A 24,143-nucleotide genomic window follows, 5' to 3' on the forward strand; every position below is an offset into this window, starting at 1 on the left:
TGGATGGAGGGAAGAAGGCTAGGAGTGGGGCCAGCCGGTGTAGGACTCGGCCAGGTACTGCTGCCCGTAGCGCGAGGAGGTCACGGTGTCGAGCTCGCCCAGGGCGCGCTTGGCCATGAACGGGTCGGCGTCCACCGGGGTGTGCAACATCGAGGTCATCCAGTAGGAGAAGTTCTGCGCCTTCCACACGCGCTTCAGCGCCAGGTCGGAGTAGCCGTGCAGCAGCGCGTCGTTCCGGGTGGCGTAGAAGGAATCCAGCGCCTCGAAGAGCACCTTGACGTCGGCGAAGGCAAGGTTCAGGCCCTTGGCGCCGGTGGGCGGGACGGTGTGCCCGGCATCCCCGATCAGGAACATCCTGCCGTGGGAGAGCGGTTCGCGGACGAACGAGCGGAACTTCAGCACCGTCTTGTCGAAGATGTTCCCGGTCTTCAGCGTGAATCCGTCGGGCCCGTCGACGCGGCGCTGCAGCTCGGACCAGATCCGGTCCTCGGACCAGTCGTCGGTGTTCTCGTTCGGGTCGCACTGGAAGTACATGCGCTGGACGGTTTCGCTTCGCTGGGAGATCAGCGCGAAGCCGTGCGGGGAATTGGCGTAGATGAGTTCCGGGGCGGACTTGGGGGCCTCGGTGAGGATGCCGAACCAGGCGAAGGGGTACTCGATCTTGAAGTCCTGGGTGCCGGGGACCGCGCGGCGGCAGAAGCTGCGCGAGCCGTCGGCGCCGACCAGGATGTCGCAGTGCACCTCGAAGCCGTTGCCGGATTCATCGGTGAAGTGGAACTTCGGGGTCTCGGTTTCCAGGTCGAAGACCGCGGTGACCTCGCAGGAGTAGCGCACATCCCCGCTGTCGCGCGCCCGGGCCGAGGCAAGGTCGACGAAGACCTCGTTCTGGGCGTAGAGCGTGACGGTGGCATCGACCAGGTCGGTGAAGTCCAGCGGGTGGGATTCGCCGTTGAAGCGCAGGTCGATCCCCGCATGCTCGTCCCCGTGGGTGAGCACCCGCCCGTCGACCCCGGTGTCGGTGAGCATCTTGACCGAGCCCGACTCCAGGATGCCGGCGCGGTGGGTGTTGCGGATGGTCTCGTGGTCACGGGATTCCACGACGATGTTCTCGATGCCGGTCTTGGCCAGAAGGTGCGCGAGCATCAGGCCGGCGGGGCCACCGCCGACGATGCCGACCTGGGTCTTGAGGATGGTGCGCTCTGTGGCCATGGGGCGATCGAGTCCTTTGGTGCGTCGGTGGCGTTTTCCCTGCCGGCGGCCGTGCGTCGTCGCGCGGGCAACCTGGGGGAAGCCGAATGAATGTGATCCGTCTGCAAACAGTCTGTGGGCGTCGGCACACAAAACACATGCCTCATCTCATTGAATGAGAATATGTTGGTCGAATGCGGCGAGGTTACGCGGCTCCCGGGACCTGCATGCTGACAACCGGTTGCACGAAACGCTTGGACGCTCAGCTGGCATAGATGGTGACGGCGGTGGCCTTGAGCACGAAGTAGGCCCGCATCCCGGGAACCAGCCCGAGGTCGGCCAGCGCGCCCGGGGTGATGTCGGCGGCCAGGTCGCCGGCCCGCACGCGGATCGCATCCCCGTGGGGTTCCAGATCGGTGATGGTGGCCGCCAGCAGGTTCCGCGGGCTGCCGTGCGGCGGATCCAGGTACACCGAGATCGCGGAGGGGCGGAAGGCCGCCGCCGCCGGGTCCCCCGGCGACAGCTTCCCCTCCGAAATGCCGCTGACGTGCCCGTAGCGGGTCTCGATCCCCTCGGCGCGGGCCGTGCCGGTGAGCAGATTCAGCCCGGAGAGCCCGGCGGCAAAGCGGGAACGCGGCCTGTTGAGCACCTCGCGGGTGGCCCCGGCCTCGGTGATGCGCCCACCCTCCATGACGACGACCGAATCGGCGAGCATCAGCGCATCGAGCACGTCGTGGGTGATGATGATGGCGCTGCGGCCGGCCAGCACGTGCTTCAACAGCCGGCGCATCAGGGGGGCGGCGTGGATGTCCAGCGCGGCCATGGGCTCATCGAGCAGCAGCAGGTCCGGAGCGGCAGCCAGCGCCCGGGCCACGGCCACCCGCTGCGCCTGGCCCCCGGACAGCTCGCCGGGACGCCGGGATTCCAGCGCCCCGGTGTCGGTCGAGGCAAGCCACTGGCGCGCCACGCTCCTGGCCTCGGCCGCGGGGGTGCCGGTGCTGCGCGGACCGAAGGCCACATTCTCCAGCACACTCAAGTGCGGAAAGAGCAGGGGCTCCTGCGCCAGCAGCACGGTGCCCCGGGCATGCGGAGCAACCCAGGAGGGCTTGGTGGAATCGAGGTCGAAGAGCGTGCGCTCGCCGATCCTCGCGCTGCCCGAGTCCGGGCGCAGCAGCCCGGCAATGATGGACAGCAACGTGGATTTGCCCGCCCCGTTGGGACCCAGCAGCGCCAGGGTCTGGCCCGGGGCAAGCTCCAGGGCAACCTCGAAGTTCCGGGATTCCAGCGTGGCCTCGAACCTGAACCCCATCTAGCCCGCCCCCGCCATGGCCTGTCGCCCGCGCGGCGCACGGTAGGACAGGGCCACGACGATGACGGCCACCGCAACCAACACCAGGGACAGTGCCACCGCGGCGTCCGCGTCGGTCTCGCGCTGCAGGTAGATCTCCAGCGGCAGGGTCCGGGTGACGCCCTGCAGGGAGCCGGCGAAGGTGAGGGTCGCCCCAAATTCCCCGAGGCTGCGGGCAAAGGAGAGCACCGCTCCGGAGGCCAGTCCGGGAAGCACCAGCGGCAGGGTCACGCGGCGCAGCACCGTGGTGGGCCTCGCGCCCAGCGTTGCCGCGACCGCCTCGTACCTTCCGCCCGCGGTGCGCAGCGCGCCCTCGAGGCTGACCACCAGGAAGGGGAGGGCGACGAAGGTCTGGGCCAGGATGACCGCGGTGGTGGAAAATGCGATCTGGATCCCGGCCAGCTCCAGCGACCGGCCCAGCAGGCCCTGGCGTCCGAAGGTGTAGAGCAACGCGATGCCGCCGACCACCGGCGGCAGCACCAGGGGCAGCAGCACGAAGGCGCGCAGCACCCGCTGGCCCGGGAAATCGCCGCGGGCCAGCACCAGCGCCAGCGGAATGCCCAGCAGGATGCACAGCGCGGTGCTGGCCGCCGAGGTGCGCAGTGACAGGCCCAGCGCGGTCAGCGAGGATTCGGAGGTGATCAGCGGGATGAACTGCGCCCAGTTGATCTTCACGGCCATGGCAACCAGCGGAAGCATGACAAAGAGCGCGCCCACGGCCGCGAACGCATAGATCCACGGGGGAACCGCGGTGTATCCGGTGCCGCTTCGACGACGCATCCCGCTAGCCCTGCGGGTTTCCGAAGCCGGCGGCGGCCAGGACCTTGCGGCCCTCGGGCTCGAGGGCCGAGGCGATGAAGGCATCCGCGAGTTCCTTGTTCTGGCTGGTGGCCACGGTGGCGATCGGGTAGGTGTTCACCGCGGCGGAAGACTCGGGGAACTCGATGCCCTTGACCTTGTCCCCGGCAGCCAAGACATCGGTGACGTAGACCAACCCCGCGTCGGCCTCGCCACTGGTCACCTTGCCCAATACGTCGGTGACGGAGGATTCCTCGCTGACCGGGGCGAGCATCACTCCGGCGGATTCCTCGACGGTCTCGGTCGCGGCCCCGCACGGGACCTGGGGTGCGCAGATGACCAGCTTGAGGCCGGGTTTGGCCAAATCGGCAAGGGACGCGATCGAAGTGGGGTTGGACGGGGGAACCGCGATTTGAAGGGTGTTGGTGGCGAAATCGACGGGCGTGCCGGCAACCAGGCCGGCGTCCTGCAGCTTGGACATGTTCTTGGTGTCGGCCGAGGCAAAGACATCGGCTGGGGCGCCGGCAGTGATCTGGGTGAGCAGGTCCGAGGAGCCGGCGAAACTCAGGTGGACGGTGGTGCCGGGGTGGCCGGCCTCGAAGTTGTCGGCCAGCTGCGTGAACGTGGATTTCAAGGAGGCCGCGGCAAACACCGTGATGCTTCCGGTGGGCCCGGTGTCGGGGGGATTGGACGAGGCGTCGCTTGCGGTGCCCGCGGAGCATCCGGCAAGCGAAGTGATGAGCGCCCCGGCCATGACGAGTGTGGCCATGCTTTTGCCCGGGAAACTCATGTCGCGGTCTTTCCCTGCGGGGATTCGATGATGACGGTGGTCGCCTTGACCACGGCGGTCGCGATGGACCCCGGCTTGAGATCCAGTTCCCGTGCGGCCTCGCTGCTCATCAGGGAGACCACGCGGAAGGGACCGCATTGCAGCTCGACCTGTGCCATCACGGTGTCCATGGTGATGGCGGTGACCAGCCCGACGAATCGGTTGCGTGCGGAGGAACCGATCTGCGAGGGGTCATCCGGCAGGTGGGCCTGGTTCCGGGCGAGGTGGGCCAGCTCGAGCCCGTCGACGGCCAGCCGGCCCGAGGCGTCCTTGTGCGGGGTGAGGTTTCCGTTCTCGGTCCAGCGGCGAATGGTGTCGTCGCTGACCCCGAGAAAACGGGCTGCTTCGGAGACGCGAATTTTCGGCATGTTCCCATGGTGCCTCATTTGCGGAGGCAATGGGGTCTATAGCGCGCAAATCGGGAAAAATACCCGCTTGTCAGGCGCCTCGTCGCGGTCAGTCGCGAAACGCGATCCGCGAGAGCAGGTCGCGCAGGGTCTCTTGTTCCGCCTTGCTCAGCTTCGCCATGGCCACGGCCTCGCCCTCGGCGGTGGCTTCGCGCGCCTTGGTGTACAGCTGCTCGCCGGATTTCGTGCCGGTGATGACCTTGGAGCGGCGGTCGTTGGGGTCGGCGGTTCGTTCCACCAGGCCCCGCCCTTCCAGCTGGTCGACCAGCGGCACGATCTGGCTCGGATCCAGTGAGAGGAATTCGGCCAGTTCCCGCTGCGTGGGTGCCAGTCCGCTGCAGGCCAGCGAGAGCACCGAGTAGGAGCGGACCTTGAGGTCAAGCGGCTCGAGGAGCATGTTGGCGCGTGCCGATCCCAATGAGCGGGTGCGGGCGGTGAGGAACTCGATTTCGCCCGCCAGTTCGCTGGACAGGAGTCGGTCAATGGTGTTCATGGTGGTGCCCGGCCTGGTTGCCATGGTGCTGCCCCTCGAGATTGATAAGAAACTTAATCGTTGACTTTATCAAGAGTTTAAGTTGTTATGTATATAGCAAGGTTCCCACGACAGGGTCGGCGGGGGCAATAACCACCCTTGAAGGAGCAGACGTGTCACTGGCTGGAAAAGTTGCAATCGTTACCGGCAGCGGCCGCGGACTTGGCCTGAGCTACGCGCAGGAACTGGCCCGCCAGGGTGCCGCAGTGGTCATCAACGACGTGGATGCCGAGGTGGCGGCAGAAGCCGTCACCTCGATCACCGCGGCGGGCGGGAAGGCCGTGGCGGTCGTGGCCCCTGTCGGGTCCGCCGAAACCGCCAAGGCGCTGGTTGCCTCCGCCGTGGAAAACTTCGGGCGCCTGGACATCCTGGTCACCAACGCGGGCGTGCTGCGCGACAAGTCGATCCTGAAGATGACCGACGAGGACTTCGACCTGGTCATCAACGTGCACCTGCGCGGCACCTTCACCTGCGTCCGCGAGGCCTACGGGTACTTCAAGGAAAACAACATCGCCGGTCGCATCATCACCATCGGTTCGCCCACCGGCCAACGGGGAAACTTCGGCCAGACCAACTACGCCGCTGCCAAGGCCGGCATCGTGGGCATGGTGCGCACCTGGGCAATGGAAATGAAGCGCGCCGGCGTCACGGTCAACGCCGTCATCCCGGTGGCCGCCACCGCCATGACCAAGACCGTTCCGTTCTTCGCCAAGGCCATCGAGGCCGACGAGCGCGGCGAGGCCATGCCCGACTTCTTCCGCAAGGAACTGGGCTTCGGCACCGCCGACGACGTCGCCGGACTCATCGCCTTCCTCGCCTCCGATGAGGCAGGCAACATCACCGGCCAGGCCATCGGCGCCGGCGGGGACCGCCTCCAGCTGTGGAGCCACCCGGAAGCCATCGCCTCGGAATTCAACGACGGCGGCTGGGACTACGCCACCTTGCTCGAACGCTTCCCGTTCTCCGGCAACCTGCAGTCGGTCGGCGAGAAGTTTCCGGAGCTGCCCGCCGAACTGCAGCCCGAACCGGCAGCCAAGTAGCAGGGGACCAGTGCGCGCAATGAGCATCCGCTACGAATCCGGCATCGACCTCGACGCTGTCACCGCGATCGACATGCACGTGCACCTCGAGGTCGACGAGTGCGGGCACAAGGCCATGCCCGAGGACCTCTTCGAGGCCTCTGCCGCGTACTTCAAGTCCGCGGAGCGCACTCCCTCGGTGGACCGCATCGCGCAGGTCTACCGCGAGGCGAAGATGGCAGCGGTGCTTTTCACCGTCGATGCCCGTACCGCGCTGGGCCATCTGCCGAACTCGATCGACGACCTGGTGGCCGGGGCCGTACGCAACAACGACGTGCTGATCCCCTTCGGTTCGGTGGACCCGCGCACCGGCCCGGCCGCAATCACCGAGGCCCGCCGCCAGGCCGAGGACCTTGGGGTGCGGGGCTTCAAGTTCCACCCCTCGCTGCAGGGCTTCGATCCCTCCGGTGGGGAGTTCCACCCGCTGTGGGCGGCGCTTGAGGAGCTCGGACTGCCGTGCATCTTCCACACCGGGCAAAACGGCATGGGCGCCGGGCTACCCGGTGGACGCGGCATCAAGCTGCGCTACTCCAATCCGCTGCTGCTCGACGACGTGGCCGCGGACTTCCCGGGGCTCACGATCATCATGGCCCACCCCTCGGTGCCGTGGCAGGACGAGGCGAACTCGATCGCCACGCACAAGGCGAACGTGTTCATCGACCTTTCGGGCTGGAGCCCGAAGTACTTCCCGGCATCCCTGGTGAAGATGAGCAACAACGTGCTCTCCACCAAGGTGCTCTTCGGCACCGACTACCCGTTGATCGCCCCGGAAAAGTGGCTCGGCGCCTTCGCCGAATTGCCGCTGAGGGACGGAGTCCGACCGCTGATCCTCAAGGACAACGCGGTGCGGGTGCTGGGACTGGGCAGGCCATGACCGACTTCTATCCCAGCGACCAGTACGGCTTTGCCCGGCTGCTGACCGGTGCCGAGCGCGCGGCGCTGCTGCGCCTGCGCTCTGTGCTGGATACGCACGTGCGCCCGGTTCTCAACGACTTTTGGGACCGTGGGGAATTCCCCGAATCGATCATCGAGCCGCTGGTGGGCCTGGACTTGATGCGGCCGGCCGAGGTGCTGGCCGCCGGCGAGACGGTCCGCGGCCTCTTTGGCGGCTTCAGGAACTTCGAGCTGGCTCGTGTCGATGCCTCGGTCGTGACCTTCTACAACGCCCAGTCCGGGCTCTTCCGCACCACGGTGAATCTGGGTGGCAGTGCGGAGCAGGTAGCCGAGCTGGACCCGCGCATCGCCTCCTATGAATACAAGGGCGTCTTCGCGCTCACCGAGCCGGAACATGGCTCGGACATTGCCGGGGGTCTGGCCACCTCGGCAACCTTCGAGCAGGGTCCCGAGGGGGGAGCCTGGGTCATCAACGGGGCCAAGCGCTGGATCGGGGGTGCCGCCCAGGCCGACGTGTTGGCGGTCTTTGCCCGCGACACCGCCGATGCCAAGGTCAAATGCTTCCTGGTGCCCACGAACGCGACGGGCGTCAAGCTGAGCAAGATCGAACGCAAGACATCCTTGCGGATCATGCAGAACGCCGACATCGAGCTCACGGACGTCCGCGTGCCGGAATCGGGGCGCCTGGGCAACATCAACTCATTCGCCGACGTTGCCGCCTGCCTGCGCAACATGCGCTCGGACGTCGCCTGGATCGCCGCCGGAGCGGCCGCCGGCGCCTACGAGGCGGCGTTGAAATACGTCACCGAGCGCCACCAGTTCGGCAAGCCACTGGCGTCCTTTCAGCTGATCCAGGAGAAGCTCGCCACGATGCTCACCAACGTGACCGCCTCCCTGGCCATGGTGGTCAGCCTGACCCAGGCGCAGGACGAAGGCATCTACAAGGACGAGAACTCGGCCATGGCCAAGATGTTCACCGCCCGCATGCTCCGGGAGACCGCAGCCCTGGCACGGGAGGTCTGCGGGGGCAACGGCATCGTGCTCGACTACGACGTCGCCCGCTTCCATGCCGACGCCGAGGCCATCTATTCCTACGAGGGCACCGACGAGATCAATGCATTGATCCTTGGCCGGGCGATCACCGGCATCGGGGCCTTCCGCTAAGGAGGGTTCCGGCACCACCGGATCCTTATTCAAACACGCCAATACAAACCGCATCACTTAGAGGAGTACCCATCATGGGCCAGACAGTTCTTTCGTACGAGCAGCTCGCCACCGCGGCCGGCACCGACCTGGGGTACAGCGATTTCCGCACCGTCACCCAGGACCAGGTCAACACGTTTGCCGATGCGACCGACGACCACCAGTGGATCCACACCGACCCGGAAAAGGCCAAGGACGGCCCCTTCGGCGGACCGATCGCCCACGGATACCTCTCGCTGAGCCTGCAGATCGCCTTCTGGTCCGAGCTCTTCGACGTCACCGGCGTCTCCACCCGCGTGAACTACGGGCTGGACAAGGTCCGCTTTCCTTCGCCGGTGCCGGTGGGCGCGCGGATCCGCATGAAAGCGCAGATCGCCGAGGTCGAAGAGGTCAAGGGCGGCTACCAGATCGCTGTCGACCAGGTCGTCGAGGTCGAGGGCGCACCGAAGCCCGCCGTGGTGTCGCGCGGCATCTACCGCTTCTACGCCTAGGATCCAGCAAAAAGTCGGGCGCCCGCCGGGGATGTTCCCGGCCTTTTGCCGTTTCGGCGCAAGGCTGCCGGCTCGAATGTGGCGTCACATTCAACCGGGCCAGGCGCACAAAAGTGACAACTATTGATTTTTTCAATGATTGTGCTTAGATTGTCATATGTGGCAGGGGTCACATGATCTCGCGGTTGGGGCGCAGATGCCCGGCCCATCATTTTTCACCAAGGAGCATCCATGAAGAAGCGTTTATCCACCATCCTCGCCGGGGCATCGATTGCGGCTCTCGCGCTGACCGGGTGTGGCCAGGGTTCGCCCTCGGGCTCCGCCGCCTCGGATACCGGTGCCGCTGCCTCCGGCTCCGGCTCCGGCGGACTGACCAAGGTTGTCGTCGGCGTCCTGCCGATAGCACCGTCAGTCGCCGTGAAATACGGAATCGACAAGGGCATCTTCGAAAAGCACGGACTCGACGTGGAACTCACCACCAGCTCCGCCGGTGCGGCCATGCTTCCAGCCGTCTCCACCGGCGACCTGAACTTCGCCGTCGGCAACCCGCTCTCGGTGCTGACCGCGGTCGACAAGGGCCTGGACATGAAAATCGTCTCGGGCTACTCCGACTCCAAGGCCGAGGGGGACGACATCAACGGAGTGGTCGTGCGTGCCGATTCGGGCATCAAGGACTTTGCCGACCTGGCCGGCAAAACCACCTCGGTGAACGCGCTGAAGACCCAGGGCGACCTGACCATCATGGAATCCGCCGCGATCGACGGAGGGGACTCGGGTGCCTTGAAGTTCTCCGAGATGCCGTTCCCGGACATGGAAGCCCAGCTCGACCGCGGGAACATGGACGCCATCTGGCTCCCGGAACCGTTCCTGTCCAAGGCGCTGGCCAACCCGGACAACGCACTGCTCGGCTACCCGAACCAGAAGGCCATCCCCGGCCTGCCGACCATGGTCAGCTTCACCAGCGGCAAGTTCGCCCAGGAGAAGCCCGAAATCGTCGCAGACTTCAAGGCAGCGATGACCGAGACACTCGCGGCCGCCGAAGGCGACCAGGCCGGGGCCAAGGCCCTGCTGCCCGAATTCATGAAGATGGACGCCAAGGTGGCCGAGAACCTGAAGATGGAAACCTGGGACGGCGTGGTGCCCAGCGACCAGCTCGCCAAGCTGGCCGAGCTGGCCGCCAAGCTGAAGTTCCTCTCCAAGGCACCCGACGTCGCGGCCATGACCGTCAAGTAGTACCGACACCAACGTTCCAAGAAGGTGTGCCGGCCACCCGGCCGGCACACGGGAAAGGCACCCATGCTCAACCAAGGCCTCGGCGGCTGGATCCACAAGCGCCGCGTCAAGTCGCAGGACCACGCGGCCGTCATCGAGGGGGAAAAGTCCCTGGGCTACGCGCAGTTGGCGTCCCGCGTGGACAAACTGGCCAACGCGCTTCGCTCGCTGGGCGTGGCCAAGGGCAACCGCGTGGCCTACCTGGGCAACAACCACTCCGCCTTCCTGGAGACGCTCTTTGCCTGCGGCGGCATCGGCGCCATCTTCGTGCCGCTCAACACGCGGCTGACAGCGCGTGAACTGAACTACGCGTTGAACGACTCGGGCAGCACCGTGATCATCAACCCTGTCTCCTTCGACGACCTGGCGCTGGCGGCCATGGTTGATAGCCCGGTGGAGCACCATCTGGTGCTCGATGACGAGCCCCGGGCCGACTCGGCCTACGAGCGTGCACTGGATGCGGCGGATTCCGGATACCAGGATATCGCCGTGGACCACGAGGATCCGGCCATCATCTTGTACACCTCCGGGACCACCGGCCGGCCCAAGGGTGCAGTGCTGACGCACGGGAACATGACCTGGAATGCCCTGAACGTCCTGGTCGACTACGACGTGACCAGCGATGCCAGGGCCCTGATGATCGCCCCGATGTTCCACGTGGCCTCGCTGGGCATGGGCGCGTTGCCGACGCTGCTCAAGGGTGGAACCCTGGTGCTCCAGGACCGTTTCGAGCCTTCTTCGGTGCTCGCGGCGATCGAGCGCCACTCGATCACCTCGCTCTCCGGGGTCCCCACCACCTACCAGATGCTGGCCGAGCACCCCGCATGGGCCGGCACCGACATTTCCTCGCTGCGCATGCTCACCTGTGGCGGATCCGCGGTTCCGACGCGTGTTCTCGAGGCCTACGAAAAACGCGGTCTGGGATTCTCGGGAGGCTACGGGATGACAGAAACCGCACCGGGAGCCACCTCCCTGCAGGCCGAACGCTCCCGTTCCAAGGCCGGTTCGGCCGGGCTGGCACATTTCTTCACCGACGTCATGGTTGTCGACCCCGCAGGCGCCCGGCTGCCGGCCGGACAGGCCGGCGAGATCCTGATCTCGGGCCCGAACGTGATCAAGGAATACTGGCAGCTTCCGGAGGCCAGCAAGGCGGCCTTCATCGACGGACACTGGTTCCGTTCCGGGGACGTGGGGTACCTGGATGACGAGGGCTTCCTCTATATTTCCGACCGGCTCAAGGACCTGATCATCTCGGGCGGCGAAAACATCTACCCGGCCGAGGTGGAACAGGCCATCATGGAGCTTGCGGGCGTGGCCTCGGTGGCCGTCATCGGTGTCCCGGACGAAAAATGGGGAGAGGTGCCGCGGGCCGTCGTGGTCCCGGTGGAAGGCGCGGCCATCACCGAGTCCGATATCAAGGAACACCTGGCCGGACGCCTGGCCAAATACAAGATCCCCCGCTCCGTGGTGCTCACGGACGATTTCCCGCGCACCGCCAGCGGCAAGATCCGCAAGACCGACTTGCGCAAGACCTTCGGCGGGACGACCCCGCCGGTACCCACCAGCTAAGGATTCATGACGACCCATGAAAAACAGACTCACACTCGCAGTGGCCGCCTTGGGGATTCTCGCACTGAGCGCATGCGGCTCGGGCTCGCCCAGCGGCGAGACCGCCGGCACCGCCCCCGAATCCGGCGGCGCCGGCCTGGAAAAGATCACCGTCGGCGTGATCCCGATCGTGGACACCGCCCCGATCTTCCTGGGCGACTCCAAGGGCTTCTTCGAGGCCGAGGGCCTGGACCTGGACATCCAGACCGCCACCGGCGGCTCGGCCATCGTGCCGGGGATCCAGTCCGGAAGCTACGACTTCGCCTTCTCCAACTACGTCTCGCTCATGGTCGCCAACGACAAGGGCCTGAGCATGAAGGTCGTTGCCAACGGCGTGACCACCTCCGGGAACAAGGACGGGGACTTCGGTGCCGTGGTGGTCCCGAAGGACTCCCCGATCAAGTCCCCCAAGGACCTGGCAGGCAAGAAGGTCTCGGTGAACAACCTTTCCAATATCGGAGACATCACCGTTTCGCAGGTCGTCAAGGATGACGGCGGGGACCCGAGCACCGTCGACTTCGTCGAGGTTCCGTTCCCCGATGCCCCGGCGGCCCTGGAAAACGGCATCGTGGATGCCGCCTGGATCCTCGATCCCTTCCTGGTCCAGGCCAAGGGCGACGGTGCGCGGGTCGTGAGCAACAACTTCTCCGACTTCGATCCGGAACTGGACATCGCCGGCTACTTCACCTCTGCAGCGAAGGTTGCGGCGGAACCGGAGCTGACGGCCAAGTTCCAGCGCGCCATGAACAAGTCGCTGGAATACGCCAACGAGAACCCGGAGGAGGTCCGCGACATCGTGGGCACCTACACCAAGATCGACGAGGAAACCCGCGCCAAGCTGGTGCTGCCGCGCTACCGCGTGGAGATCAACGGCGAGGCCGCGAAGAAGCTCGGCGAGGCGGCGCAGGAGTTCGACGCCATCAGCAAGCCGGTTGACCTCGAGGCGCTGTTGCCATGACCCAGGCGACCGAACCATCCACGCGTGCCGCGGCGAAGGCCAAGGCCTCCCGCCTGCCGTCCAAGGGCCTGCCGAAGTGGGTGCTGGGTCTCATTGGCATCGTGGTGTTCCTGGGGTTCTGGGAATTGATGCCGGCCCTGGGCGTGGTGCAGGCCAAGTACCTGCCTCCGGCCTCCGAGGTCATCGCGGCCCTGGCCACCGACCTGGGGCTGACGGCGTTCTGGGTGGCCGTGGGAGACACGATGGCCGCCTGGGCCATCGGCCTGGCGATCGCCGTGGCCGCGGCGCTGGTGCTGGGCCTGGTGATCGGCATGTCGCCGTTCCTGCGGCGCTTCACCAACTCGACCATCGAGTTCCTGCGCCCGATCCCGTCGGTGGCGCTGATCCCGCTGGCGGTGCTGCTCTTTGGCATCAAGATCGAGTCCTCGCTGCTGCTGATCGTCTATGCCTGCTTCTGGCAGGTGCTGATCCAGGTGCTTTACGGGGTGGCGGACGTGGACAACGTGGCGATGCAGACGGCTAGGTCCTACGGCTTCTCCTACGCGCAGCGGGTGCGGGACGTCGTGTTCCCCACGATGCTGCCGTACCTGATGACCGGGATCCGGCTGGCCGCCTCGGTGGCGCTGATCCTGGCGATCACCGCGGAGCTGCTGATCGGCTCCCCGGGGCTGGGCAAGGAGATCGCCCTGGCGCAGTCCGGCGGCGCGATTTCCGGGATGTATGCGTTGATCCTGGCCACCGGGTTCCTGGGGGTCGCGATCAACGGGGTCACCCGGGTGGTTGAGAAACGGGTGCTGTCCTGGCACCCGTCGGTTCGCGGGGAGGCGACGGCATGAAAATCCTGAAATCCTTCGGCTACCTGCTGGGGTTGCCGCTGATCCTGCTGGCCTGGTGGTGGCTGGCGACCTCCGGGGCACCGAACTTCTTCGTGCCCACCCCGGCCAAGCTCCTGACGACCTTCGTCGAGACCTGGTTCGGGGAGCGGATGCTCACCGACGTGCTGCCCAGCATCATGCGCCTGGTCGTGGGGGTGCTGGCCGCCATCGTGCTGGGCATCGTGCTGGGGCTGGCCGTGGGCCTGAACCGCACGCTGCGGGCGGTGACCGAGCCGGTGTTCGAGTTCTTCCGGGCGCTGCCGCCGCCGGTGCTGGTTCCGGTGCTGATGCTGCTGGTGGGCATCAACGACGGGATGAAGGTCGCGGTGATCATCTCCGGCTGCATCTGGCCGGTGCTGCTGAACACCATCGAGGGCGTGCGCTCCATCGACCCGGTGCAAAACGAGACCTCCCGGTCCTACGGGATCACCGGGTTTTCCCGGATCCGCTACCAGATCCTGCCCTCGGCGACCCCGACGATCATGGCCGGGGTGCGCCAGGCGCTGTCGATCGGGCTGATCCTGATGGTCATCTCCGAGATGTTCGCCTCGTCCTCCGGGCTGGGGTTCACGATCGTGCAATTCCAGCGGTCCTTCGCGGTCCCGGAGATGTGGTCCGGCATCGTGGTCCTGGGGCTGATCGGCGTGGCCCTGTCCTTTATTTTCCAATGGGTCCAAAGGCGCGTGCTGCGCTGGTACCACGGCCTGAAAGAGGTTGAAAATGCAGTCTGAGAATCCCACGTCGCACAAAGGTGGCCGCACCCTGCCCGAGGGGCAGGCCCTGCTCTCGGTGCGGAACCTGAAGAAGGTCTACCACACCGATGCCGGGGACATCGAGGCGGTGCGGAACCTGACCTTCGACCTGGGCCGCGGCGAGCTGGTCTGCCTGGTCGGGCCCTCGGGCTCGGGCAAGACCACGCTGCTCAAGTGCATCGCCGGGCTGATGAATTCCACCTCCGGCGAGGTGCGCCTGGACGGGCAAAAGGTCACCGGCCCGCCGAAGAAGATGGCGGTCGTGTTCCAGGAATACGGCCGCTCCCTGTTCCCGTGGCTGCGCGTGACGGAGAACGTCGAGCTTCCGCTGAAGAACGCAGGGGTGCCGAAAGAGGAACGCAAGCGTTTGGTGGCCGAGGCGCTGGAGGCGGTGGGCCTGGACCACGTGCCCAAGTCCTACCCGTGGCAGCTGTCCGGCGGCATGCAGCAGCGCGTGGCGATCGCCCGGGCGGTGGCGTACCAGCCCGAGGTGCTTTTGATGGACGAGCCGTTCGCGGCGGTGGACGCGCAGACCCGGGCGGACCTGGAGGACCTGATCCGCAGCGTCTGGAAGAAGCTGGGCGTCACGGTCCTGTTTGTCACGCACGACATCGACGAGTCGATCTACCTGGGGGAGCGGGTCATCATCCTGTCCTCCTCGCCGACGATCGTGCAGGAGGACATCGTGATCGACCTGCCGGCCGAGCGGGACCAGCTGGAGACCCGGTCGCTGCCGCGCTTCACCGAGCTGCGCCACCACGTGTATGCGGAGATCCAGAAGGCCAAGCAGGGGCACCGCCCCGAGGAAGCCATCACCATGGTCGCCAAGTAGGCGATCGTCCCGGGAAACCAGCAGGGCCGCCATCTCCCGCCGGGAGATGGCGGCCCTGGGGTCGTTGTGGGGGCTATTTCCCGTAGGAGGTCCGCCACCCGCCCTGGTATTCGGCCCGGGCCACGTTGGAGTACGGCACCGGGCTGACCACCACGCGGGCCTCGAACTGACGGTGCGGCTCCACGGTGGTCTTCCTGGTACCGCCGTCCGGCTCGCCCCACACCACCCGCAGTTCGGTGCCCTCCGGGACCTCCGGATCGACAATGGCCAGGGACAGGCCGCGGCGCTCGTTGGAGCTGTAGCCGGTGAACATGGAAAGGCCCACGGTCTTGCCGTCGGCATCGATGACGCGGTCGTAGTTCGAGGAGCCGTAGTTGGCCAGCGGAAGGTCGAAATACTTGTAGGGGACCTCGTCGGGATCCAGCACGGAGGAAAGGATCGTGCCCAGGTCTTCCGCGTTCCAGGCGAGGGTGACCTTCTTGCGCTGGTTGGCCGGGTCGATCTTCTCCAGGGCCTCGCGGCCGATGAAGTCGTGGTCGAATTTCACGAAGGACCCGTAGCCCAGTTCCCAGGGCGTGTGATAGTAGTCCTCGATGTCAGCGGAGTCGAAGCTTCCGGCCACGGCGTTGGTGGCTTCATAGCTGTCGGCGCCGAGCCACTCACGGTAGGCGCGCAGCTCCTCGCCGGTGTAGATCGCCGGCAACGGAGAAGGGATCCAACCGGATTCCAGGGTGTTGGAGGGATATGCCCGTGCGCCGACGGGAACCATGCCGAATTCCGCCCCGGCTTCCAGTACCGCCGCGCGGATCATGTCGTAGGATTCGTACGGTCCCCAGATTTCCAGCCCCGGTGCCCCGGCCATGCCGTGGCGCAGCGTGCGCACTTCCGTTCCGGCGATGTTCATGGTGTCCATGGAGAAGAAGCGCTGCTGCTCCAGCGGCTCCCCGTTCAGTTTCTCGATGATATTCCAGGCCTGCGGCCCCTGGATCTGGAAGCGCCAGTACTTGCGTTGGACCGGTTTGCCCATGGGGCGGGAGGGCGAGCGGCGATCCACCTCGATCTGCACGTCGTACCCGCCGGTTTCCGCCTGGAAGAGCAGCCAGTTGGCGGCAGGGGCCCGGCCCACGTACACATATTCATCCTGTTCCTCGTGGAAGAGGATGCCGTCGCCGATGACGTGGCCGGACGGGGTGGTGGGTACGTATTGCTTGGCCCGGTTCACGGGGAACACCGCCACGCTGTTGATGGCGGTGTCGGAGATCAGCTTCAGTGCGTCGGGGCCCTTGATGAAGAGGTTGTCCATGTGGTGGGTCTGGTCGTAGAGCACTGCGGTTTCCCGCCAGGCGCGCTGTTCGCTGCGCCAGTTGGAGAACTCCGGGGCCACCACCGGATAGACGTAGGCCCCGAGCTGGGAATTGCGCAGCAGTTCGGCGGTGTTGCCAGCCTCATCCAGGACTTCCTGGAGGTTCTTGGGTGACATGCGAGAAGGCTTCCTTTCCTCGGGGAGCGGTGCCCTCTTTTCGCCGGGCCCGCGCTGGAACACGAAGGAGCGGCGTATCTGCCGCTACCCCGACCATAGGCCAACAGACTCACTAAGTCGATAGTTATTTTCCGGGAAATCAAACCCCACCCGACCTTGCCGCGGCCCCCGGAGGCGGTGAAGTTGTGCGCCCAAATATTTGGTTCCCTCGTTATTCCCCGAAACACTATCGGAATAGGTAGTATGCGACGTACATCACTTTTCTTTCGGGGGCGACCCCGGGAATCCTGGAGACCAGCATGAAGAGAATCAAAGGTGCGTTGGCCCTGCTCGCGGCACTGAGCTTGGCGGCCTGCGGCAGCGGATCGCCGTCGACCGGACCGGCCGAATCGTCCACCGAAGGTGCATCCGGAAGCGGCGCCGCCACGGGACTGGAAAAGGTCGAGGTCGGCGTGATCCCGATCGTGGACGTCGCCCCGATCTACTTGGGCGTCAAGGAAGGGCTCTTCGAAAAGGAGGGCCTGGACGTCAAGCTGACGCTGGCCCAGGGAGGGGCGGCCATCGTCCCGGCCATCATGAGCAAGCAGATGGACTTCGGGTTCTCGAACGTCACCTCCATGATCGTGGCACGGTCAAAGAGCCTGCCCCTGAAGATGGTGGCACCCGGGGGCAGCTCCACCGGTGACACCCAGGCGGACTTCGCCTCGGTGATGACCAAGCCGGACAGCGGCATCAAGGACATCAAGGACCTGGTCGGCAAGAAGGTCGCCGTAAACACCCTGAACAACATCTCGGACTCCACCATCAGCGAGGCAGTGAAGCTCGCCGGCGGGGACCATAAACAGGTCCACTTCGTGGAAATGGGCTTCCCCGACATGGCGGCCCAGCTCGCTGCCGGCAACGTCGATGCAATGGCGGCCGTCGAACCGTTCGTGACCATCTCCGAGGCCGACGGCAACGTTCCGATCTTCTCCAACTACGCCGAACCTGTCGACGACCTGACCGTCGCCGTGTACTTCACTTCGGATGAATACATCAAGGAAAATCCCGAAACGGCGGCCAAGTTTGCCCGTGCCATGAAGGCTTCGCAGAAGTTCGCCGACGAGAACCCGGACAAGGCCAAGGCCGTCCTGCCGGACTACACCTCGCTGGAGCCGGATGTCATCGAGAAGCTGACGATGCCGAGGTACTACACCGAGGTCAACGAGGCCTCCATCGAGAAGATTGCCGAGATCTCGCTGGATCGCGGACTCATTGAAAAGATCCCGGACCTCACGGCGCTGCTGCCGTCAAAGTAGCTCCCACCAAGCATGACGACGGCGGCCTGCCGGGAACGGTTTCCCGGCAGGCCGCCGACGGTTCTGCAGGCTCCTGGTCCCCGTCTCAGCGGTGCGCCGCAACCCAGTCCGCGGTGGTCTTGATGCCGCCGAAGGTGTAGAAGTGCAGCTTGATCTCCCCATGGCGTACAGGGTCGTAGCCCCGGGCCAGGTCGGCAACGAAGCGCTCGGGCCCGGCGGTCCCGAGCAGGTTCCCCAGGGAAAATCCGTAGCGCTTGGCGATCCCGGCGGAGGAGGCAACGCCGAACCTCCGGGCGTATCCCAAAAGCCGCTTGACACCCGCCGGCCCGGGGACGCCGATGCGCACCGGCAACGTGATGCCGCGCTCACGCAACGTGGTTAGCCAGTCCAGCACCGGGACGGTGTCGAACCCGAACTGGGTGATGATTTCGCCCTCGAAGCCCCTCTCCCGAAGGGCGGCGCTCTTGGCCTTGAGGGCCGACCATAGGGCGTCGGGGCCGATATCGGTATGGCCGTCGGGATAGCCGGCGATCGACACCTTGTTCACGCCGAAGGCCTCGAGCCGCCCTGAAGTGATCAGCGACAGCGAATCGGGGAAGGGGCCCATGGGTTCGGCGGGATCCCCTCCGACGACGAAGACGTGGTTAGCTGACCCGACCCGGGCCAGGGCCTCAAGGAAGCCGTCGAGTTCGCCGGTGGATGCCAGCCTGCGCGCCGAAACGTGCGGCACCGGATGCAGTCCGGCTTGTTTGACGGCTGCCGCCGCGGCCACCCGCATCGACAGATCCTCGTTGCCCAGGAAAGTGACGTTGACGGGGGTTCCGGGCGGCAGGGACGGGGCTGCTGCCTGGAGTGCGGGGATGTCCTTGCCCGTCATTTCCAGGGAGAATCCGTTCAGCAAGCTCCCGGAGGTGGTTCCGGGATGATCCGTTGTCATCGGTGGTGCCCCTTCCATGCCCCGTGGGGCAGATCGGCATAATTGCCTATGCCCATAGGTATATCCCGGATGCACGATGGTGTCCATGGCCAGGGGGTCGGTCATTCCTTGGGAATGGGCAGCTCGCCCTCGAATCCGTCCGGGTCCCGGTAGAACATACTGGGCACGGAACCGAAGCCGTTGATTCTCCCGTCTCCCGCTCCGGACTCGATGAGCCGGTTGCGGATGGTCTTGAATGCCGGCCGGGAGGCGGCTGCAAGGCCGAGGTGGTCGATGCGCCCGCGGCCCCACCTCGGGGTCTGCCGTCGTGCCTCGGTGTTCCCGTCGATCACGAAGACATTGAGTTCCGCGCCCGGTGCGATCCTGATGTTCATCATGGTCTCGCCCGGGCCGTGGTTGCGGGGCGGTCCCACCTGCGCGTCGAAGACCTTTCGGTGGAACTCGCCCAATTCTCCAACATCGTTTGAGATGATCGCGATGTGGTTGACCCCATCCAACAACATGTTCCCATCCTCCGTTTTGCCATGGCACGCTCGAGTACCTTCCATGCCATTGGGCTACAGGTTGCGGGCTTTTTCAAGGACGGCACGGCGGTGGCCGACTCGGGGAGGGTGGGGCTGGCGGTCAGCCGTTGAGCCGGTCGATCAGCTTGAGGCCGCGCCGGGCCCAGGCGATTTCTGCTTCGGCCTGGGACATGAGCCCCTCGTAGGTGTAGATCTTGTACGCACTGGTCTTTTCGCGGTCGGCCTTCGGGGTGTTGGCCAGGCGCCGGTTGAGCATGGCGCTGGAACCGTCCTCGATTTCCCGGACCTTCTCGCGCCATTGGCCCAGAAGCCCCGTGTGGTGTTCGATGTGGGCGCGCAACTGCTCACGGGCGGCATCCGGATCCGCCCATTCCAGATAGGCGGCTTTGAGGTGCGCGGGGTCCCGGGTGCGGGCGTATTCCAGCGGGGTGTTCATCCAGTTCCTGAATGCAGCCTTGCCCGCCTCGGTCACGTGGTACTGGCGTTTCCTGCCACGCGGGCCCCATGGGATTTCCTCGCCTTCGAGCAGGCCCTCGGACTCCATGCGCTTGAGCTCCGGATAGATCTGCGAGTCGGGGGCGTGCCACACGTGGCCGACCGAGGACTCGAATTGCTTGTGCAGGTCGTATCCGGTCATCGGCTCGACAACGAGCAGGGCGAACAATGCGTTACGGAGACTCATGGCAGCTTTCGTCGGTCACTGGTGTTGCAAATCACTATATCCGCAGTTAGTCTATGACCAACACCACTAACTATGTCGATAGGTAGTTTTGCTGCCGTATCGAAAGGAAAACCCCATGACCGTCGTCGCCACGACCAGCTCCACCACCAACAAGGTCCTGCCCCACCCGCTGAACGCCTGGTACGTGGCCGGCTGGGACCACGAGGTCACCCGCAAGCCGATGTCCCGCCGCATCGCCAACCGGCCCGTGGCCCTCTACCGGACCGAGGACGGCAAAGCCGTCGCGCTCGCGGATGCCTGCTGGCACCGCTTGGCCCCGCTGTCCATGGGCAAGACCATGGAAAAGGACACCATCCAGTGCCCGTACCACGGCATCGTCTACAACTCGGCCGGCCGTTGCGTCTCCATGCCGGCGCAGGAAACCATCAATCCCTCGGCCACCGTCCCTTCGTTCCCCGTCGTGGAGCGCTACCGCTATGTGTGGATCTGGATGGGCGACCCGACGCTGGCCGACCCGGACCTGGTGCCGGACATGCACCAGATGACTTCCGACGAGTGGGCGGGCGACGGGCTGACCATCCACGCGGCCTGCAACTTCCAGCTGGTGCTGGACAACCTCATGGACCTGACTCACGAGGAGTTCGTCCATTCCTCCACGATCGGCCAGGAGGAACTTAGCGAGTCCGACTTTGTCACCGTGCGCGAGGGCAACAAGGTGACCGTCACGCGCTGGATGCACAACATCGACGCCCCGCCGTTTTGGCTCAAGAACATGCGCGACAAGTTCCCCGGTTTCGAGGGAAAGGTCGACCGCTGGCAGATCATCAACTTCGAGGCGCCCTCCACCATCAGCATCGACGTGGGCGTGGCCAAGGCGGGCACCGGTGCACCGGAAGGCGATCGCAGCCAGGGCGTCAACGGCTTCGTCATGAACACCATCACCCCGGAAACCGACAGGTCCTCCCACTATTTCTGGGCCTTCATGCGTAACTACGCCCTGGACAGCCAGCTGATCACCACCCAGCTGCGCGACGGCGTCCACGGGGTCTTTGGCGAGGACGAGGAAATGCTCATGGCCCAGCAGGCGGCTATCGACGCGAACCCCGACTACGAGTTCTACAACCTGAACATCGATTCGGGCGGCATGTGGGTGCGCCGCATCCTCGAATCGATGCTGGCCGCCGAGGGACGCCTGGCCGCCTCCGCCTAAGGCGGAGAAGGACAGCGAAGGATACGGACAAGGACCATGGCAGCAACCAACATTGAAACCTGGCAATCGGCCACCGTCGAACAGGTGGTTCCGGTCGCCGACGGCATTGCACGCATCGTGCTCGAACCCTCCCTGCCGCTCAAGGCCGAGCCGGGATCGCACGTGGACCTGATGGTCGAGATTGACGGGGAGCCGGTCAAGCGCTCCTACTCGGTGGTGGAGTCGAACCACGATGGCACCCGGCTGGTGATCAGCGTGATGAAGGCACCGCTCTCGCGGGGAGGCTCGACCTTCATGCACGGCCTCGTTCCGGGGCAGCGACTTGAAATCACCCAACCGCTGCAGAACTTCCCGCTGCGGGTCGGCGCCCGGCGCTACATCCTGCTCGCCGGAGGCATCGGCATCACCGCGATCGCCAACATGGCCGCGGTGCTCAAGCGGTTGAAGGCCGACTACACGCTGGTCTACGTCGGACGCAGCCGCAGTGCCATGGCGTACCTGGCGGAGCTGTCCGAACTGCACGGCGAGCGGCTCGAGGTGCACGTCGACGACGAGGGGTCCTCGCTGAGCGTTCCTGCGCTGGTGGGCCGCGCCGATGCGGACACCGAGCTGTATATGTGCGGACCCATCCGGCTGATGGACGCGGTGCGCCGCACCTGGGTCGAGTGCGAGCTGGATTTGCCCAACCTGCGCTACGAGACCTTCGGAAACAGCGGCTGGTACGACCCCGAGGAATTCATCGTCAGGGTTCCCAAGTTCGACCTCGAGGTCACGGTCCCGCAGGGCCGCTCCATGCTCGAGGCCCTCGAGGACGCGGGCGCGGAGATGATGTTCGACTGCCGCAAGGGCGAATGCGGACTCTGCGAGGTCCGCATCACCGAGCTGTCCGGGGCCATCGACCACCGCGACGTGTTCTATTCCGAGCGCCAGCAACGTCTGGGCACGAAGATGAACTGCTGCGTCTCGCGCGCCGTCACCTCCCCGACCGGTTCCCGAAGCGACGCGGGCGCCGGCCCGGCGGTCATCACGATCGAACCCAACTAGGGCGTGTCTCTCAATGGTGATTTCTCGAGGGTGGCACTCCAGATGACTACCGCGTGGAGCACCACTGCCGAGCGGTAGGTCAGGGCGAGCTTGCCATAACGGGTGGCCATGCCGCGCCATTGGTTCAGGGCGTTGAAGCTGCGCTCCACGACGTTGCGGCGCTTGTAGGCCTCCTTGTAGTAGGTGACCGGACGTCCTCCGGCAGAGCCCTTGCGCTTCCGGTTGGCCTTTTGGTCGTCCTTTTCGGGGATCACGCATTGGATGCCGCGCTCGCGCAGGTATTTCCGGTTGCCCCTCGAGGAATAGGCCTTGTCGGCCATGGCCCGGACGGGACGTTTCCGGGTGGCCCCGGTGGCCGGGTTCTTGACCCTCAGGGCGCCCAGGAGGTTTTCGAACATCGGGGAATCACCGCCCCTGCCCGGGCCCGATCATCACCACCAGCGGGCGCTGGTTCCCATCGACCAGGGAGTGGATCTTGGTGGTCAGCCCGCCGCGGGACTTGCCGATGGCGTGGTCAGGGCGCTCTTCGAGAAGATTCCTGCAATTCGAGAGTTCCCCCTGTGTGGCGCGGGAGGTTGGTGCCGTGCTGGTGGGCACGATTGATCGTGGAGTCCACCGACACCTCCCAGTCGATCAGGCCACGGCTCTCGGCGTGGCCCAGCAAGGTCGCCAGCACCGAGTCCCAGGTGCCGTCGGCGGCGTAGCGGCGGTGGCGCTTCCACACGGTCTTCCAGGATCCGAAATGTTCCGGGAGATCACGCTAGGGAATGCTGGCGCGGTAGCGGTAGATGATGCCCTCGACCACGAGCCGGTGCTCCTTGAACGGGCGCCCGGCCCTGCCCGTGGAATCGGGCATGAACGGGGCAATCAGCTCCCACTGGGGATCGGTGAGGACGGTGTAACGGGAACTCACCCGTTAATCCTGCCAAAACGAACCGTCAGCGATTAGGAGACACGCCCTAGAGCCAATCCCGACAAGCACCTTCCTTGGGACTCCAGGGGGTGCCCCCATCTATACATCGCTGGCCGCTTGAAAGACACAATCAATTCGGGCTGGGAGAGGATCGATCTGGCCCAGGTCGAACAGGTCATCATGAAGCTTCCATCGGTAGCCCCGGTCGAGATGATTGGGTCTCCTACGGAAAGTGGGGCGAGGTGGCGCATACTGTGGTCGTTCCGACCGAGGGGCAGCACATCACACCGGAGGACAACGCCGCGCATCGCCAGCTGCAAGGTCCGCAATTCCGACCCAACTGAAACCGGGAGACGAATCAATGCTTGGGAACGAGCACCTCGCACTCCGTCCCGTCGGGATCCCGGAAGAACGTGCTGAGCACCCGGCCGAAGCCGCTGGTATTGCCGTCTCCTGCCCCTGCGACGATGAGCCGTGCACGGATGAGATCGATGGATTCGGCCGAGGCCGCGGCAAAGCCGATGTGGTCGATCCGGCCGCAGCCCTACATTGGTGTCTGCCGTTCCGCCTGGGCGTCGTCATCGATCGCGAACACGTCGAGATCCGTAACCGGTCCGATCGGGATATTTGCCGTGGTTTCCCCGGGACCACGGCCGCGGGTGGGCCCGACCTTGGCGTCGAACACGGCCCGGTAGGAGGAGCAGAGCCGCTCGACGCTCTTCGAGGTGATCGAAAGGTGGTTGGTTCCGCCCAGCAGCGTGATTGATTCAGTCCGTCGCTCGCGGACACGGTGAAATCCGGTCGCACTACAGACATTGAGCGCCCTATGCCGGGGAAGTTTAAGAGCCGGTGACAACGGGGATGCCATCCTGAGGTGAAGACAGATTTCTGGTTCAGCAGGCAATGTGTCGCCGTTGTGTTCGCATAATCGCTGCGTCGGGCTGCGAGAAGCTTCGGGTGCACTCCTACGGCCTATACCGAACCGTGTC

General features: G+C 65.4%; 24 protein-coding genes and 1 pseudogene. 14 read left to right on the top strand and 11 right to left on the bottom strand.

Annotated elements, in window-relative coordinates:
- Positions 1–18: 18 nt before the first annotated feature.
- From DQ353_RS14410 to DQ353_RS14435, 6 genes are all read right to left on the bottom strand, one after another.
- On the bottom strand, positions 19–1,209 hold the full coding sequence (locus tag DQ353_RS14410; protein WP_113763437.1) for a 4-hydroxybenzoate 3-monooxygenase: 1,191 nt from the start codon (positions 1,207–1,209) through the stop codon (positions 19–21).
- Between the two features lie 241 nt (positions 1,210–1,450).
- Complete coding sequence (locus tag DQ353_RS14415; RefSeq protein ID WP_113763438.1) at positions 1,451–2,497, bottom strand: sulfate/molybdate ABC transporter ATP-binding protein; 1,047 nt, start codon at positions 2,495–2,497, stop codon at positions 1,451–1,453.
- Complete coding sequence (locus DQ353_RS14420) at positions 2,498–3,316, bottom strand: ABC transporter permease (protein WP_113763439.1); 819 nt, start codon at positions 3,314–3,316, stop codon at positions 2,498–2,500.
- A 4-nt stretch (positions 3,317–3,320) separates the two neighbouring features.
- Positions 3,321–4,103 (bottom strand): molybdate ABC transporter substrate-binding protein, encoded by a 783-nt coding sequence (gene modA, locus DQ353_RS14425; RefSeq protein WP_502696404.1) that lies wholly within the window; start codon positions 4,101–4,103, stop codon positions 3,321–3,323.
- 17 nt (positions 4,104–4,120) lie between these two features.
- A complete protein-coding gene (locus tag DQ353_RS14430) occupies positions 4,121–4,531 on the bottom strand; it encodes a TOBE domain-containing protein (RefSeq protein WP_113763441.1) in 411 nt (136 codons plus the stop codon).
- 88 nt (positions 4,532–4,619) lie between these two features.
- Positions 4,620–5,087, bottom strand: coding sequence for a MarR family winged helix-turn-helix transcriptional regulator (locus DQ353_RS14435; protein ID WP_113763442.1), 468 nt, complete (start codon positions 5,085–5,087; stop codon positions 4,620–4,622).
- Between the two features lie 128 nt (positions 5,088–5,215).
- Here DQ353_RS14435 and DQ353_RS14440 point away from each other — a divergent pair, with 128 nt between their 5' ends.
- The 10 genes from DQ353_RS14440 (at position 5,216) to DQ353_RS14485 (ending at position 15,066) form a co-directional block, all read left to right on the top strand.
- Positions 5,216–6,142: an SDR family NAD(P)-dependent oxidoreductase gene (locus DQ353_RS14440; protein WP_113763443.1), complete on the top strand. Its 927-nt coding sequence runs from the start codon at positions 5,216–5,218 to the stop codon at positions 6,140–6,142.
- A 19-nt stretch (positions 6,143–6,161) separates the two neighbouring features.
- Positions 6,162–7,055 carry an amidohydrolase family protein gene (locus DQ353_RS14445; RefSeq protein WP_113763444.1) on the top strand — a complete coding sequence of 298 codons (894 nt, stop codon included), beginning with the start codon at positions 6,162–6,164 and terminating at the stop codon, positions 7,053–7,055.
- Positions 7,052–8,239 carry an acyl-CoA dehydrogenase family protein gene (locus DQ353_RS14450; RefSeq protein WP_113763445.1) on the top strand — a complete coding sequence of 396 codons (1,188 nt, stop codon included), beginning with the start codon at positions 7,052–7,054 and terminating at the stop codon, positions 8,237–8,239. Before DQ353_RS14445 ends, DQ353_RS14450 begins: the two co-directional genes overlap by 4 nt.
- Before the next feature lie 74 nt (positions 8,240–8,313).
- Entirely contained in the window at positions 8,314–8,769 is a 456-nt protein-coding gene (locus DQ353_RS14455; protein WP_113763446.1) for a MaoC family dehydratase, read from the top strand.
- Positions 8,770–9,000: 231 nt separating this feature from the next.
- A complete protein-coding gene (locus DQ353_RS14460; RefSeq protein WP_113763448.1) occupies positions 9,001–10,002 on the top strand; it encodes an ABC transporter substrate-binding protein in 1,002 nt (333 codons plus the stop codon).
- Between the two features lie 63 nt (positions 10,003–10,065).
- The gene (locus DQ353_RS14465) at positions 10,066–11,610 is read left to right on the top strand and encodes an acyl-CoA synthetase (protein WP_113763450.1); all 1,545 of its coding nucleotides are present in this window, start codon (positions 10,066–10,068) and stop codon (positions 11,608–11,610) included.
- Positions 11,611–11,626: 16 nt separating this feature from the next.
- Positions 11,627–12,607: an ABC transporter substrate-binding protein gene (locus tag DQ353_RS14470; protein ID WP_113763452.1), complete on the top strand. Its 981-nt coding sequence runs from the start codon at positions 11,627–11,629 to the stop codon at positions 12,605–12,607.
- On the top strand, positions 12,604–13,443 hold the full coding sequence (locus DQ353_RS14475; RefSeq protein WP_113763454.1) for an ABC transporter permease: 840 nt from the start codon (positions 12,604–12,606) through the stop codon (positions 13,441–13,443). The genes DQ353_RS14470 and DQ353_RS14475 overlap by 4 nt, the downstream gene beginning before the upstream one ends.
- Positions 13,440–14,213: an ABC transporter permease gene (locus tag DQ353_RS14480; protein ID WP_113763456.1), complete on the top strand. Its 774-nt coding sequence runs from the start codon at positions 13,440–13,442 to the stop codon at positions 14,211–14,213. The genes DQ353_RS14475 and DQ353_RS14480 overlap by 4 nt, the downstream gene beginning before the upstream one ends.
- Positions 14,203–15,066 (top strand): ABC transporter ATP-binding protein, encoded by an 864-nt coding sequence (locus tag DQ353_RS14485; protein WP_113763458.1) that lies wholly within the window; start codon positions 14,203–14,205, stop codon positions 15,064–15,066. Before DQ353_RS14480 ends, DQ353_RS14485 begins: the two co-directional genes overlap by 11 nt.
- A gap of 73 nt (positions 15,067–15,139) precedes the next feature.
- Here DQ353_RS14485 and ligM read toward each other — a convergent pair whose 3' ends face one another.
- Positions 15,140–16,546 carry a vanillate/3-O-methylgallate O-demethylase gene (ligM, locus tag DQ353_RS14490; RefSeq protein WP_113763460.1) on the bottom strand — a complete coding sequence of 469 codons (1,407 nt, stop codon included), beginning with the start codon at positions 16,544–16,546 and terminating at the stop codon, positions 15,140–15,142.
- A gap of 299 nt (positions 16,547–16,845) precedes the next feature.
- Here ligM and DQ353_RS14495 point away from each other — a divergent pair, with 299 nt between their 5' ends.
- Entirely contained in the window at positions 16,846–17,844 is a 999-nt protein-coding gene (locus DQ353_RS14495) for an ABC transporter substrate-binding protein (RefSeq protein WP_113763462.1), read from the top strand.
- Between the two features lie 85 nt (positions 17,845–17,929).
- Here DQ353_RS14495 and DQ353_RS14500 read toward each other — a convergent pair whose 3' ends face one another.
- From DQ353_RS14500 to DQ353_RS14510, 3 genes are all read right to left on the bottom strand, one after another.
- Positions 17,930–18,781: a methylenetetrahydrofolate reductase gene (locus DQ353_RS14500; RefSeq protein ID WP_113763463.1), complete on the bottom strand. Its 852-nt coding sequence runs from the start codon at positions 18,779–18,781 to the stop codon at positions 17,930–17,932.
- 101 nt (positions 18,782–18,882) lie between these two features.
- On the bottom strand, positions 18,883–19,284 hold the full coding sequence (locus tag DQ353_RS14505) for a VOC family protein (protein WP_113763465.1): 402 nt from the start codon (positions 19,282–19,284) through the stop codon (positions 18,883–18,885).
- A 121-nt stretch (positions 19,285–19,405) separates the two neighbouring features.
- On the bottom strand, positions 19,406–19,987 hold the full coding sequence (locus DQ353_RS14510) for a PadR family transcriptional regulator (RefSeq protein WP_113763467.1): 582 nt from the start codon (positions 19,985–19,987) through the stop codon (positions 19,406–19,408).
- Positions 19,988–20,102: 115 nt separating this feature from the next.
- On the opposite strand from DQ353_RS14510, the gene DQ353_RS14515 reads away from it, so the two are divergent.
- Positions 20,103–21,197: an aromatic ring-hydroxylating oxygenase subunit alpha gene (locus DQ353_RS14515; RefSeq protein WP_113763468.1), complete on the top strand. Its 1,095-nt coding sequence runs from the start codon at positions 20,103–20,105 to the stop codon at positions 21,195–21,197.
- 36 nt (positions 21,198–21,233) lie between these two features.
- Complete coding sequence (locus tag DQ353_RS14520; protein ID WP_113763470.1) at positions 21,234–22,241, top strand: PDR/VanB family oxidoreductase; 1,008 nt, start codon at positions 21,234–21,236, stop codon at positions 22,239–22,241.
- Here the strand turns inward: DQ353_RS14520 and DQ353_RS14525 are convergent.
- Positions 22,238–23,097: pseudogene (locus DQ353_RS14525) on the bottom strand (IS5 family transposase). The gene DQ353_RS14520 and the pseudogene DQ353_RS14525 overlap by 4 nt on opposite strands.
- Before the next feature lie 418 nt (positions 23,098–23,515).
- Here DQ353_RS14525 and DQ353_RS21735 point away from each other — a divergent pair.
- On the top strand, positions 23,516–23,920 hold the full coding sequence (locus DQ353_RS21735) for a hypothetical protein (protein WP_181578412.1): 405 nt from the start codon (positions 23,516–23,518) through the stop codon (positions 23,918–23,920).
- The last annotated feature ends 223 nt before the right edge of the window (positions 23,921–24,143 follow it).

It is taken from the genome of Arthrobacter sp. AQ5-05, assembly GCF_003287975.1.
Taxonomy (GTDB): Bacteria; Actinomycetota; Actinomycetes; order Actinomycetales; family Micrococcaceae; genus Paeniglutamicibacter.